The sequence below is a fragment of the Candidatus Pelagibacter sp. Uisw_113 genome, from assembly GCF_047717815.1.
GTDB lineage: Bacteria > Pseudomonadota > Alphaproteobacteria > Pelagibacterales > Pelagibacteraceae > Pelagibacter.
Genome location: NZ_CP159809.1, coordinates 46,378 through 60,649 on the forward strand (window position 1 = coordinate 46,378; position 14,272 = coordinate 60,649).

Sequence of the window (14,272 nt, forward strand, 5' to 3'; positions counted from 1 at the left end):
TCATGACAAAAATTGATCACATCAGAAACTTTGCAATCATTGCGCATATTGATCACGGTAAATCAACAATCGCAGATAGGATAATTCATAGTTGTGGTGGTCTAACTGAAAGAGAAATGAAGGCACAGGTTCTAGACTCAATGGATATTGAGAGGGAAAGAGGAATAACTATCAAAGCTCAAACAGTTAAACTTAATTATAAAGCAAAAGATGGCAAAGAGTACATTCTAAACATTATTGATACTCCAGGACACGTAGATTTTAGCTATGAAGTTAGTAGATCTCTTTATGCATGTGAGGGATCTATTTTAATTGTTGATAGCACTCAAGGAGTAGAGGCTCAAACATTGGCTAATGTTTATCAGGCTTTAGATACCAAGCATGAGATAGTACCCGTACTAAATAAAGTTGATTTACCAGCATCAGACTTAGAAAAAACAAAACAAGAAATAGAAGAAGTTATAGGTATTGATACTGAAAATGCCATACCTTGCTCTGGAAAAACAGGTGAGGGCATAGAAGATATTCTAGAACAAATTATTGTGTCACTACCAGCTCCAGAAGGAGAAAAAGAGGCAGATTTAAAATGCTTATTGGTTGATAGTTGGTATGACACTTATTTAGGAGTGGTTATTTTAGTTAGAGTTATTAACGGAAAAATTTCTAAAAATATGAAGATCAAAATGATGTCTACTAAACAAGAATATATAATTGAAAAAGTAGGTGTATTTACTCCAAAAGCAACCGATGTTAATGAATTAAATGCAGGAGAAATTGGCTTTATAACGACAGGAATAAAAATTTTATCAGAAACAAAAGTTGGAGATACTATTTGTGATGCAACCAAACCACTTCAAGAGGCACTTCCTGGATTTAAACCAAGTAAGCCAGTTGTATTTTGTGGATTGTTTCCTGTAGATAGTTCTGAATACCAAAAATTAAAAGATGGCTTGGGCAAACTTCAATTAAATGATGCTAGTTTTTCATATGAGGCAGAATCTTCATCTGCATTAGGTCTTGGTTTTAGATGTGGTTTTTTAGGTCTCTTACATTTAGAAATTATAACCGAAAGATTAGAAAGAGAATTTGACATAAATTTATTAACCACAACACCTGGGGTAGTTTATAAAGTTCATATGAACAAAGGGGAAATAATAGAACTACAAAACCCTTCAAGCTTACCAGAGCCCACTCTAATTAAATTTATTGAAGAGCCTTGGATTAAAGCGACAATTATTACACCAGATCAATATCTAGGAGCAATTATAAAGGTTTGTCAGGATAAAAGAGGAGTACAAACAAACTTAAGTTATTCAGGTAATAGAGCGGTTTTAAATTATGAAATTCCTCTAAACGAAGTTGTTTTTGATTTTAATGATAGACTTAAATCAATGACTAGTGGTTATGCAAGTTTTGATTATGAAATTATAGGTCATAGAGAAGGAGATTTAGTAAAATTAGGAATACTTGTTAATGCCGAACCAGTAGATGCCCTATCAATGATGGTTCATAAAGATTTTTCTCAAATGGTTGGAAGAGAAGTTTGTGAAAAATTAAGAGATCTAATCCCACGACATAATTTTATGATCCCAGTTCAGGCAGCAATTGGAGGAAAGATTATAGCAAGGGAAACTATTAAGGGTTTTAAAAAAGATGTTTTAACAAAAATTCATGGTGGTGGTGCTAGAGATAGAAAAAGAAAACTATTAGATAAACAGAAAAAAGGAAAAGCTAGAGGCAAACAGTTTGGAAAAGTTGAAATACCACAAGAAGCATTTATTGGAGTCTTAAAAATTAATAAGGAATAATTGGTGAAACAGGTTAACTGGGGAATCATTGGCTTAGGAAACATTGCTATCCATATTGCTAAAGCACTTAAGTTTACAACTAATTCGAGACTAGTAGGAATTGCAAGTAAAAATCAAACTAAAATAGAAAAATTTAAAACAGAATTTAATTTAGATGATAATTATTGTTTTAATAACTATAAAGATTTGATCAATTGTAGAGAAATAGATGCAATTTATATAGCTTTACCGAACTCATTACATTCCGAATTAATAAAAAGTTGTATTGACGGAAAGAAAAAAATTTTAGTAGAAAAACCTGTAACAGTAAACTTGCTAGAGTTAGAAAATATAAAAAAAGAATATAATACCAAAGATATATTTTTTGCTGAAGGTTTTATGTATAGACATCACCCACAAATTTTAAAAGTTGTTGAACTATTAAATGAAAATATAATTGGAAATATTATTTCAATGAAATCAAATTTTGGAAAAGATATATTATATAAGAAAAATTTTTTTGGTTTTAAAACTGTAAAAAAGTTTAAAAAAGAAAACAGGTTATTTAACAAGGCATTAGGTGGGGGTGCAATTCTAGACTTAGGCTGTTATCCTGTATCACTTAGTCTTTTAATTGCATCGTTAAAACCAAACGTAGATTTAAAAAATATAGAATTACTTAATATTAAAAAAAATTTTGGCAACACGGACGTAGATATAGATTCATATTTAGAAATAAATTTTGATAATAAATTCAGGTCTTATGTTGCTGCCTCATTTATTAAAAATCTTGGAAAGGAAAGTGAAATAACTGGAGATAATGGTAAATTAATAATCAAAGATAGTTGGCATGGAAACCCATCAATTATAAAAATTATTAATAAAGATAAAAAAGAACTTGAGGTTAAAAGTGAACATAATGTTTATTATTACCAAATGAAGAATATAAGCAAAAATATATTAGAAAATAAAAAAAAACCTGACTATCCAGCAATGAATTTTGAAGATAGTCTCCAAAATATGAACATTGTAGATAAATGGTTAAGTAATGAAAAATAAGATCATAGACTGCATAACATTTTTTGATAATAACCTCATGTTTAATTTAAGATATAACATCCTAAATGAATTTGTAGATTATTTCGTTATATGTGAATCTAAGTTTGATCACCAAGGCAATAAAAAAGAAATTAATTTTAAACAAGATAAAATATATAATCAAAGCAAAATAAAACATATTATTATAAATGAAAAATTTCCTGAGAATACTAATGCTTGGCAAAATCAAGCAATACAAAGGGAATTTTTATTAAAAAACTTAAATTTTGCAAATGGGGATGATTATATTTTTTTTTCTGACCCAGATGAAATACCTAGACCAGAAATATTAAAAAACTTTAATTTAAAAAAAAAATATGGAATTTTTATGCAACAGTGTTTTAATTATAAGTTTAATTTATATAATAAATATGAGAGCCCTTGGGAAGGGACCAGAGTCTGCAAAAAAAAAAACTTAGAATCGATAGATTTTATGAGACAAAAAGTTAAATCAAAAAATCTAAAATATAATTTTTTGAGAATTGATAAAGAAAAAAGTGTTCAGTTGTTCTTTGATGGGGGTTGGCATTTTAATAATATTATGAAGCCCAAAGAAATTTCAAATAAATTAAAAGCATTTGCACATACTGAATTTAGTGAGGATAAATTTTCAAATCCTAAAATTATTCAACAAAAAATAGATCAAAAAATAGATTTATTCGAAAGAAATCAACATTATAAAGTAATTGATTTAAATGAAGATTTTCCAATATATATTTTAGAAAATAAAGAAAAGTACAGTGACTTTTTAATTGAGAATAAGAAAATCTAATCTGGAGAGATGGCCGAGTGGTTTAAGGTGCACGCTTGGAAAGTGTGTGTACTGTCAAAGGTACCCAGGGTTCGAATCCCTGTCTCTCCGCCACTAATTTAAGTCTTTTTTAACTTAAAAAAAGAGTATAAAAAATGAAAGATCAAATATTATGAAAAAAATAGTTATCACAGGTGGCTTAGGCTACATTGGAACTGAATTATGTAAGATTTATTCAGGCTATAGCTGGAATGATCAAATAACCGTAATCGATAATAGGTTTGTTTCTGAAAGAGTTAATCAGATTAGAAACTGGAACATGAATTTTATTCAAGGTGATATTTTAGACAAAGAGCTGGTAAAAAAATATTGTCATGATGCTGATATCGTTCACCATTTAGCAGGTATAACTGATGTACCCAGAGTAAAGAGTGAGAGCAATAAAGAACATGATAAAAAAATAAAGAGAGTGGCTGAGGAAGGAACTCAAAATATTTTAGATGCAATAAGTGATAAGTGTAAAATCGTTATGCCATCAACTCATGTAGTATTTGAGGGAGTTGAAATTGTTAAAAATAACATTGATGAAACAGAAGAAACATCACCAGTGCTAGCCTATGGTAAATCAAAAGACTATAATGAAAAGCAATTAAAAGAATCTGGGAAAAATTATATTATTTTACGGCTAGGATCAGTTTATGGTTATTCGACTGATACAGCTAGAATAGATATAATGGCTAATTTTTTTTCAAAGATGGCAGCTCAAGATGAAACTTTAAGACTTTTTGCTGGTGGAAAACAGGTTAAAAGTTTAGTTCCTTTAATTGATGTAGCAAGATGCTTTAAATTTATGGAAGAGAGAGATGACCTATCATCAGACATTTTTAATTTAACTAAGGACACTGTTACTGTAAAAGAAGTTGCGGAGATATGCAAAAAACATAACCCAAAAGTAACTTTAAGAGAAACAAATGACGAGATTCCAAACATGGGATTTTCACTGTCTAATAAAAAAATTCTAAAAACTGGTTTTAAATTTTTATACGCACTTGATGAAAGTATTAAAGAGATGATTTTTAAATGGTCTAAACAAAACTTAATTAAAGATTTAGAGCATGTTAGAGATGGTAACAATGAGTATATTGATGAAAGAGGAAAAATTAGCAACCATGAACTAACAGAACCAATTAATTTGATTGGTCTAATTGACTCAAAAAAAGGAACAATTAGAGCAAATCATTTTCACCCACAACAAGAGCAAAAATGCTTGTTTACCAAAGGACAAATTATAGAAATATTTCAAGACATACTTAATCCCAACTCACCAAAAATCACCCAAGTTGTTAATGAAGGCCAATTGTCAATAATCAAGCCAAATGTAGCACATACAATGGTTTTTACAAAAGACACGACATTTCTTAACTTAGTAAGGGGAGATAGAGATCATGAAAATTATGGAATTTCACACACTATAAGACATATGTTTGTTGATGAGGCAGAAAGAGATCTTTTAATGAATAGTTACAAATTTGAATGTAGGTCTTGTGGGAACACTAAATTAAAAAGAGTTGTTTCATTGGGCTATCAGCCATTAGCAAATAATTTACTAAATAAAAAAAATGAGAAATGTGAGCTATACCCACTAGAAATGAATTATTGTGATAATTGTCATAACTGCCAGCTATCGGTAGCTGTAGATCCAAAAAAAATGTTTTCTAATTACCTATATACGTCCTCAACTTCTGCAAGTTTTAGAGAACATTTTATTAGTTCATCTAAAAAATATATAAAAGAATATAAATTAAAACCAAAAAAATCTTATATAATTGATATTGGAAGTAATGATGGTGTGGCCTTAAAACCATTTAAAGAAATGGGTTTTAAAAACATTCTGGGTATTGAGCCAGCTAAAAATTTAGCTAAATTAGCAAATAAAAACAAAATAAAAACTTTTAATGGTTTTTTAGATAAGAAAAATATTAAAAATATTAAAAAGAATGCCGATCTTATTCTAGCATCAAATGTTTTTGCACATTCTGATAATTTAAAAGAAATGGCAGAATGCATGATTCATCTTTTGAGTAAAAAAGGTACAATTATTATTGAAGTTCAATATTTAATGAATACTTTAAAAGATTTAACTTTTGATAATATTTATCATGAGCATTATAATTATTGGTCTTTAACATCTTTAATTAATTTTTTTAAACAATTTCAAGTGCAAATATACAAAGCAGAAACCATAGATACACATGGTGGATCTATTAGAATATATATTAAAAAAGACAAAAGTATAAAAATTGAAAAAAGTATTAAGGAGCTAATAAAAGCAGAGGAAAAATTTGGAATTAAAAAATTTAAGACTTATCAAGATTTCGGTGATAAAGTTTATAAAATAAGAGAAAATGTAATTAAAAACTTAAAAAATCTTAGAAAAAATGGAGAAACGATAGTTGGTTATGGAGCACCGGCGAAAAGCACAACTGCCTTGAATTATTTTAATATAAGCAAAGAAATTGATTACATCATTGAAGATAATTTATTAAAAATTGGAAAGTTTATACCTGGTGTAAATATTGAAATTAAAGATAAAAAAAAACAAAGGATTAAACCAAATTATGTAATTGTTTTAGCCTGGAACTTTTTTGATGAAATAAAAAAAAATAATCATCATTTATCAGATAATTTCATCAGTATTAAGCACCTAGAAAAGTAGATTAATTTAATAATTTCTCGATATCCTTTATATCAACCAGAATGTCACCTAGTTTGTTATCTATATTTAATTTTAAATCTTTTGAGACTATTCTATTATAATTAAGTTTATTAACTTTAGATATCTTTGTAAAAAATTCGTTAAATTGTCTCCTAGGCTGAATTTCAATAATTTTAGTTCCTGGGTTTGCAAAAATTATATTGGTTAATCCAGCACCATGAGCACCTATTATGATATCAGCATTATTGAATAAACTTACCTGTTCATTAAAATCAATCTGAGTTAATTTTAATCTTTTAAAACCTTTATTTTTTAAGAATATCCATACTTCTTCAGGGTTTATCATTTTACAATGATTAAATTCAGAATCACTTCTATCTATATATATTTTTTTATAATTATTTTTATAAATTTTATTAAGCAAAAATTTTTCTCTTAACCAAAAAATTATCCATTCAGGCATATTAATCATTTCATCGCGTACATGACCTTTTTTATACCAAGGATGATTTGTAGCAATCAATGTGTGAGCTTCTACGTGTCGATTTTTTTTATTTGATAAAATTTTTTGTAGAGGAATGTTTAATACCCTTAAAGTTTCATACTGAAATGAATATTTTAATTCAGGTAAAAGAAAATAATCAATTTTTTTAATCAAATTATTTTTTTCTATAATTTTTAATCTTGGTAATATATCAAGTAACCAATGTGAGTAATTATTTTCACTACCATCTTGTATTAACGCCAATAATGTTCCTGTTTTTTTTACTTTTATTCTCGGCGTACCTTTTTTTAAACATGCGTTATCTATTTCATTTTTTAAAATGCCATTTATTTTTTGAAAGCCAGCTCCAATAACTAAATTATTGTTAGAGATTACAGCAACGTTCTCTACTAAGTCAGTATAAATTCTACCATTAGTAATTGTGAAGCAATAATATTTAATATTATCTAAGATTACCTCATCCAATTTATTTGAGGTGCTATCTTTTAAAAAGTTATAATTTTTTCTAAATAATATTTTTCCATAAATTAGGATGAATAATTTTTGAAAAAAAATTTTAAAAAATTTTTGTAATTTATTTTTAATTTCCATTCTAATTATATTAGCTCAAAACTTCTGACGATTGAAAAAAATTACTTAAAAATTAAAACATTTTTTTTATTTTAAATAAGTCTTTAAAATTGATAGTATTTTTTACTTTAGGTTGATATAATTAGTTTTATTTGATCGTATTATTTTAAAAAATGTTATAATTAACTTCCTATAAATTAAAAATGATAAACAAATCCACATATCAAGCAGACTCCATTAAAGTTTTAAAAGGTCTAGAAGCTGTTAGAAAAAGACCAGGAATGTATATTGGTGATACTGATGATGGAACTGGTTTGCATCATATGGTTTATGAGGTTGTTGATAACTCAATAGATGAAGCTTTAGCAGGTCATTGTAAAAACATAGAAGTTAAAATAAATTCTGATGGAACTATTACAGTTAGAGATGATGGTAGAGGAATACCTGTTGATATGCACAAAGGTGAAAAAATGTCTGCTGCAGAAGTTATTATGACTCAGCTTCATGCTGGAGGAAAATTTGATCATGACTCATACAAAGTTTCAGGTGGTTTGCATGGTGTAGGGGTTTCAGTTGTAAATGCATTGTCAGAAAAATTAAAGTTAGAAATAGATAGAGATGGAAAAACATATTTTATGGAATTTAAAGACGGGGCTTCAAAAGCACCTCTTAAAGTTATAGGAAAATCAAAAGAAACTGGAACACAAATAACATTTTTACCATCAAAAGAAATATTCTCTTCAATAAAATTTACTCCAAATATAATTGTTAAAAGAATGCGTGAACTTGCATTTTTGAACAAAGGAATAAAGATAACAGTTAATGATTTAAATCAAAAAAAAGAAAAAATAATTGTATTTAAGTTTGATGGAGGAGTTTTACAATTTGTTGATTTTTTAGACGAAAAAAGAGAAAAACTTGTAAATAAAACAGGAAATGATTTATTTAAGAAGCCAATTTATATTGAAGGGAAAAAAGACAATATAGAAATTGAATGCTCTTTGAAGTGGAATGCAAGCTATGGAGAAGATATCTACCCATATACAAATAATATTTATCAAAAAGATGGTGGTACTCACTTACTGGGATTTAGAAGTGCATTAACCAGAGTAATTAATAAATATGCAACAGAACATAATTTATTAAAAAAAAATAAATTAACTATTTCAGGAGATGATATTAAAGAAGGTCTTACATGTGTGATTTCAGCAAAGATACCTGATCCTAAGTTTTCTTCTCAAACAAAAGATAAGCTTGTTTCATCAGAAGTTAGAATGATTGTGGAAAGCATTGTAAGTGAAAAACTTTCAATATGGTTTGATCAAAACCCAACTTTATCAAAGATTATTTTAGCTAAAGTAATGCAGGCAGCTCTAGCAAGAGATGTTGCTAGAAAAGCTAGAGAAAATGTTAGACGTAAAGGTGCTTTAGAATTAAGTGGATTGCCTGGAAAATTAGCAGATTGTCAAATAGGCAAACAAGAAGGAACAGAACTATTTATCGTTGAGGGAGATTCTGCAGGTGGTTCTGCTAAACAAGGAAGAAATAGGTCAAATCAAGCCGTTTTACCACTTAGAGGTAAAATTCTTAATACTTATGTGGAAGAGACTGTTCTTAAAAAAAATAGCAATAGAGATGGCAGCGAACATAGAACAAAATCTTTAGCAAAAATGATGTCATCTAATGAAGTTGTGACTTTAATTAATGCACTTGGCCTTGACCCAAAAGTTGAAGATATTGATTTGAAAGATTTAAGATATGGTAAAATTATTATCATGACAGATGCTGATGTTGATGGTTCTCATATACGAGCATTGTTGCTAACATTCTTTAACAACAAACCATTTAATAAACTAATTGAAAATGGACATGTTTATCTTGCACAGCCACCTTTATTCAAGATCAATAAGGGAACAAAAGGTATTTATATAAAAGATGAAAAAGAGTTGGAAGATTATATTTTAAAGAATAATAAAGAATTGCAAAAAATTAAAAAAGGAACAAAAGAATTTACTAGGGCTTATGAAGATGAAAAATCTAGAATGAGCATTCAAAGGTTCAAGGGATTAGGAGAGATGAACCCAGAAGAGCTATGGAATACCACGTTAGACCCTGAAACAAGAAATTTATTACAAGTACAGTATTCAAAAGATATAAAAAAAGATCAAGACTTAATACACACATTAATGGGTAATGATGTTGCATTAAGAAAAGATTTTATTGTTTCAAATGCAATTAATGTTCAAAATCTAGATATCTAATAATGAAGTTTTTCGAAACTTCAAAATATTTTTCATTAAAAAAATCGACCTACATCAATCTAAAGTGGATTGCTAGTATCGGTCAACTTATAACCGTTAATCTTATTTATTTTATTTTTGATTTTAGATTTAATCTAATTTTAGAAAATTCAGTAATTTTAATTGGAGTGGTAAGCAATCTTTATTTAATCTACATTAATAAGAACACTCAATTATCAGATAAAGTAGCATTTCTTTTATTATTTATCGATGTTTTTCAACTAAGTTGTTTGATTTATTTAACAGGTGGAATTATAAATCCTTTTTCAATTTTTTTGATTATCCCAGCTATATTTTCATCGTCTAATTTAGGTTTTAGAAGCAATTTATTGTTAGTTAGCTTCACAGTGTTAATGATTATTTTTCTTACCTTTTTTAATCAACCTTTACCCTATCCAGTTAGTAAACATTTTCACGTAGATAGTTATTATTATTATTCAATTCCAATAGCATTAATTATTGCTTTAATTTTCTTAAATTATTTTGCTTTAACCTTTGGAGCAGAATCCAGAATAAGGAAGGAGGCACTAAATAAAATGGAAGAAATTATGTCCAAAGAACATGAATTATTGTCGTTAGGTGGACAAGCTGCCGCTGCCGCACACTCACTGGGTACACCGTTTTCAACAATGAAGATTATCTCCACTGATCTACTAGAACAATTTAAAGATAATGAAGGTGTTAAAAAAGATATTGAGCTATTGTCTAGTCAAATAGAGAGATGTAGTGAGATTTTAAAAAAATTAACACTAAACCCAGTTATCGAAGATGATTTTATTGATGGTGATTTAACAATTGCAGACTACATTGATGAAATAGTTAAATCATATCAACAAACAAGTAAGAAAGAATTTATTGTTAATTATGATCAAAATTCAAACCCATTAAATATAAGCAAATCAATAGAAATAGTTTATGGTCTAAGAAATTTTATTGGTAATGCAAATAAGTTTTCTAAAAATAACATTTTTATTAATATAAAAAGTGATAATAATTTAACAGAGGTTATGATTGAAGATGATGGAGAGGGATATCCAAAAGATGTTTTGAGTAAAATTGGGGAGCCTTATATAAAATCTGTTAAGTCTTCAATAAAATCAAAATCTGGATTAGGTCTTGGAATTTTTATAGGCAAAACTCTACTTGAAAAAAATTATGCAAATATTTTATGTAGAAATTCCCAAACAAGAAGTGGGGCTGAAGTCAATATTAAATGGAAAAATGAAGACTTGTTAAAGCTTTAGTGTAGTTTCTTTTTATTTTCAAATAAGCCACTCAGTTGAGAAACCATCACATCTCCAAGCTCGTGCACGTCAGTTATCTTAATAGCCTTATCATAATATCGAGAAACATCATGTCCAATACCAATGGCTAAAATTTCAACATCACTCTTGATTTCTATAAATTTAACCATCTTCTTTAAATGTTTTTCTAAAAAATCTCCCGAATTAACTGATAAAGTTGAGTCGTCAACTGGGGCACCGTCTGAAATGACCATGAGTATTTTTCTTTCTTCTTTTCTTTTTTTAATTCTGTTGTAAGCCCACGAAATAGCTTCTCCATCAATATTTTCTTTCAATAATCCCTCTTTAAGCATTAAACCTATGTTATTTTTAGCCTGTCTCCACTGGGTGTCTGCACCTTTATAAATTATATGTCTTAAATCATTTAATCTTCCAGGATTTTTTGGTTTATCATTTTTAGTCCAAGCTTCTCTGCTCTTACCACCTTTCCAATTTTTTGTGGTAAAGCCTAAAACCTCTACTTTTACTGAGCATCTTTCTAAAGTTCTAGATAATATATCTGCACAAAGTGCTGCAATTGTTATTGGCCGACCTCTCATGGACCCAGAATTGTCTATTAATAAGGTTACTATTGTATCCTTAAAATCAAGATCTTTTTCTTTCATAAAAGATAATGAATTATAAGGATCCATAATTATTCTAGTTAATTTTGAGCTATCCAATAAACCTTCTTCTAAATCAAATTCCCACGCTCTATTTTGTTTTGCAAGGAGTTGTCTTTGTAGTTTGTTAGCAAGTTTAGTAATTAAATCTTGAAACCCAACTAGCTGTTGGTCTAAATTTTTTCTTAATTTTTGTGTTTCTTTTATATCTTCTAATATCTCAGCTCTCGCAATTTCATCAAATTCTGTTGTGAATACCTTATAATCTTGATCAACATTATTAATATTTATTTTTTGTAAAACATTTTCTGTGCTTTCTTTTAAAGAGTCCGAATCCTCTAATTGTTCCTCCATTTGTTGATCACTAAGATCAAAGCCAGCATCTAAGCTAGTCTGACTATCATCTTGTTTGCTTTCTTCCTCTTTGTCATCAGACTGACTATCATTATCGTTCTCAGATTTATTGTCTTGCTCATTTTCTTGTTCATCATCTTCTTCCTTATTCTCCTCATTATTTGAAGCAAAGACATCCATATTCTCTAAAATTTCTGAAAATTTCAAACTATAATTATTTTGGTCTTCCAAATTTTTACTTAAAAAATCAAAATGTTTGTCAATAGATTCATCAAACTCCTTTCTCCAAAAATCTAACATTCTTGTAGACGCGTCATTGAGCTCTAACTTAAAAAATTTATTTAACATATATAGTTCAAAAGCTTCAGTCACAGGAACGTCTTCTTTATTTTTTAATTGTTCTTTATGATTAGAGAGTATTTTTTGACTATAGTTTTCACTTAAATTTTTCCCAACTCCTTTGAGCATTTTGCCACCAAGAAGTTCATACCTAATTTTTTCAGCAATATTATATAAAGATTTACAAGAGGGATTATTAGGTAGGTTTTTGTTAAATATTTCTTTATTTGAAAATTTTTTCTTTAAGGCGCCTGAGTCAGTTTCCGCTCTTAGTCTAACAAAATCATTTTTATTTGATAAATTAGTTATATCAAAAAAATCAGTTTTCTTATTACTTAAATCTTTTTCTAATTTTTTAACATCCAATTTGTAATCTTCAGAAATTACTTTAGCAGTAGAAATTAAAGCTTGTTTAAATTGCTCTTTAAAATTATTTTCTTTTGAGCTCATTTAGATCTGAATATTAACCATCGACTCTGGCAACTCTTCCCCAAAGCATCTCTGATAATATTCAGCTATTGTATTTTTTTCTATATCGTCACACTTATTTAAAAAAGTTACTCTAAAAGCATAACCTGTGTCTTTGAAAATTTCAGCATTTTCAGCCCAGTGAAGTACCGTCCTTGGGCTCATTACTGTTGATATATCTCCCGCTATAAAGCCTTTTCTAGTTAAAGATGCAACTTTAATCATGCTAGATACTTTTTCTTTACCTTTTGGATTATTTAAGTTTTTATTTTTGGCAAGAACAATTTCCATTTCTCTATCAAGGCTAAGATAGTTTAGGGATGTAACAATATTCCATCTATCCATTTGTCCTTGATTTATTTGTTGAGTGCCATGATACAATCCAGTTGTATCCCCTAAACCAACTGTATTTGAAGTTGCAAATAATCTAAAAAATTTATTTTGTTTTATAACTTTATTTTTGTCTAAAAGAGTAAAATTTCCTTCAGCCTCTAATACCCTCTGAATAACAAACATCACATCTGGTCTTCCTGCATCATACTCATCAAAAACAAGTGCCACTGGGTTTTGAATAGACCAAGGTAAAATACCTTCTTTAAACTCAGTAATTTGTTTGCCATCTTTTACAACGATCGCATCTTTTCCAATAAGATCAATCCTGCTTACATGACTATCTAAGTTAACTCTAATACAAGGCCAGTTTAATCTAGCTGCAATTTGTTCAATATGGGTAGACTTTCCCGTACCATGATAACCCTGAACCAAGACACGCTTGTTAAATGCAAAGCCTGATATGATAGCAAGAGTAGTATCTCTATCAAATTTATAATTTTTATCTATTTCAGGAACATATTCGCTTCTTTTAGAGAAAGCATCAACTTCCATATCTGAGTCAATTCCAAAACTTTGTTTTAAAGACATTTTAATGTCTGGCTGTATGTTTAAATTAGGTGTCAATTTTTTCCTTATAAGTATTTTTTAGCTGAGTATAAGCCAAAGTAATTAATTTAAGTTTTTCTTCGTATTCTTTATTTCCTAAATTAATATCAGGGTGAAATTTTTTGACAAGAGTTTTGAACTTACCTTGTATTTGCTCCCATTTTTGGCCAACTGAAACACCCAGAATACTAAAAGCTTTAATATCATTAGCATCAAATTTGAATTGATTCATATGATTATATTCACCTCTAAGTTTAGTCTTATCAAACTCATCTTTTAAAGTATTGTTCCACAGAACTTTAAAAAAGTTATCTGAAGAGCTAAAGCTTTGAGTGGGTTTGTGCCAGGTCATATCTGACTTTAAAAAATCAAATACCTGTTCATCATCCATTCCTTTAAAATAATTCCAATTTTTATTGAATTCTTTAACGTGAGCCAAACAAAGCAGCCTGTAGCGTTTGCTATTATCTTTCTCAATTGGTGCCTTAAATTCACCAATATCAAAGCAATTAATCCAATCACAAATATTTTTCATGCTG

10 protein-coding genes and 1 tRNA gene are annotated in these 14,272 nt (G+C 28.4%); 7 read left to right on the forward strand and 4 right to left on the reverse strand.

The annotated features are described in order from the left end of the window. The first annotated feature begins 2 nt into the window (after window positions 1–2). The 5 genes from lepA to ABXT39_RS00225 all read left to right on the forward strand — a co-directional run bounded on the left by lepA (window position 3) and on the right by ABXT39_RS00225 (window position 6,352). Window positions 3–1,808, forward strand: coding sequence for a translation elongation factor 4 (gene lepA / locus ABXT39_RS00205; RefSeq protein WP_415295118.1), 1,806 nt, complete (start codon window positions 3–5; stop codon window positions 1,806–1,808). Between the two features lie 3 nt (window positions 1,809–1,811). Further along, window positions 1,812–2,846, forward strand: coding sequence for a Gfo/Idh/MocA family protein (locus ABXT39_RS00210; RefSeq protein ID WP_415295120.1), 1,035 nt, complete (start codon window positions 1,812–1,814; stop codon window positions 2,844–2,846). After that, on the forward strand, window positions 2,836–3,657 hold the full coding sequence (locus tag ABXT39_RS00215; protein WP_415295121.1) for a glycosyl transferase family 17: 822 nt from the start codon (window positions 2,836–2,838) through the stop codon (window positions 3,655–3,657). Before ABXT39_RS00210 ends, ABXT39_RS00215 begins: the two co-directional genes overlap by 11 nt. A gap of 3 nt (window positions 3,658–3,660) precedes the next feature. Beyond that, a tRNA-Ser gene (locus ABXT39_RS00220) sits at window positions 3,661–3,750 on the forward strand. A gap of 58 nt (window positions 3,751–3,808) precedes the next feature. After that, window positions 3,809–6,352: an NAD-dependent epimerase/dehydratase family protein gene (locus ABXT39_RS00225; RefSeq protein WP_415295122.1), complete on the forward strand. Its 2,544-nt coding sequence runs from the start codon at window positions 3,809–3,811 to the stop codon at window positions 6,350–6,352. 1 nt (window position 6,353) lies between these two features. On the opposite strand, the gene ABXT39_RS00230 is transcribed toward ABXT39_RS00225, so the two are convergent. Further along, window positions 6,354–7,448: a glycosyltransferase family 61 protein gene (locus ABXT39_RS00230; protein WP_415295123.1), complete on the reverse strand. Its 1,095-nt coding sequence runs from the start codon at window positions 7,446–7,448 to the stop codon at window positions 6,354–6,356. 182 nt (window positions 7,449–7,630) lie between these two features. On the opposite strand from ABXT39_RS00230, the gene ABXT39_RS00235 reads away from it, so the two are divergent. Further along, entirely contained in the window at window positions 7,631–9,688 is a 2,058-nt protein-coding gene (locus ABXT39_RS00235; protein WP_415295124.1) for a DNA gyrase subunit B, read from the forward strand. 2 nt (window positions 9,689–9,690) lie between these two features. Next, entirely contained in the window at window positions 9,691–10,971 is a 1,281-nt protein-coding gene (locus tag ABXT39_RS00240; protein WP_415295125.1) for an ActS/PrrB/RegB family redox-sensitive histidine kinase, read from the forward strand. On the opposite strand, the gene ABXT39_RS00245 is transcribed toward ABXT39_RS00240, so the two are convergent. The 3 genes from ABXT39_RS00245 to ABXT39_RS00255 are packed head-to-tail and all read right to left on the reverse strand — an operon-like array spanning window position 10,968 to window position 14,268. Continuing rightward, on the reverse strand, window positions 10,968–12,776 hold the full coding sequence (locus ABXT39_RS00245; RefSeq protein ID WP_415295127.1) for a cobaltochelatase CobT-related protein: 1,809 nt from the start codon (window positions 12,774–12,776) through the stop codon (window positions 10,968–10,970). The two genes, ABXT39_RS00240 and ABXT39_RS00245, sit on opposite strands and share 4 nt — an antisense overlap. Then, window positions 12,777–13,751 carry a cobaltochelatase subunit CobS gene (gene cobS, locus ABXT39_RS00250; protein WP_415295128.1) on the reverse strand — a complete coding sequence of 325 codons (975 nt, stop codon included), beginning with the start codon at window positions 13,749–13,751 and terminating at the stop codon, window positions 12,777–12,779. Further along, window positions 13,741–14,268, reverse strand: coding sequence for a J domain-containing protein (locus tag ABXT39_RS00255; RefSeq protein WP_415295130.1), 528 nt, complete (start codon window positions 14,266–14,268; stop codon window positions 13,741–13,743). The genes cobS and ABXT39_RS00255 overlap by 11 nt, the downstream gene beginning before the upstream one ends. Window positions 14,269–14,272: the final 4 nt, after the last annotated feature.

Excerpts from the sequence above, each read along its gene's own strand:
- ABXT39_RS00215 (WP_415295121.1), top strand. The coding sequence starts at position 2,836 with ATGAAAAATAAGATCATAGACTGCATAACATTTTTTGATAATAACCTC.
- ABXT39_RS00230 (WP_415295123.1), bottom strand. The coding sequence starts at position 7,448 with ATGGAAATTAAAAATAAATTACAAAAATTTTTTAAAATTTTTTTTCAA.
- ABXT39_RS00245 (WP_415295127.1), bottom strand. The coding sequence starts at position 12,776 with ATGAGCTCAAAAGAAAATAATTTTAAAGAGCAATTTAAACAAGCTTTA.
- ABXT39_RS00225 (WP_415295122.1), top strand. The coding sequence starts at position 3,809 with ATGAAAAAAATAGTTATCACAGGTGGCTTAGGCTACATTGGAACTGAA.
- lepA (WP_415295118.1), top strand. The coding sequence starts at position 3 with ATGACAAAAATTGATCACATCAGAAACTTTGCAATCATTGCGCATATT.
- ABXT39_RS00255 (WP_415295130.1), bottom strand. The coding sequence starts at position 14,268 with ATGAAAAATATTTGTGATTGGATTAATTGCTTTGATATTGGTGAATTT.
- ABXT39_RS00235 (WP_415295124.1), top strand. The coding sequence starts at position 7,631 with ATGATAAACAAATCCACATATCAAGCAGACTCCATTAAAGTTTTAAAA.
- ABXT39_RS00240 (WP_415295125.1), top strand. The coding sequence starts at position 9,691 with ATGAAGTTTTTCGAAACTTCAAAATATTTTTCATTAAAAAAATCGACC.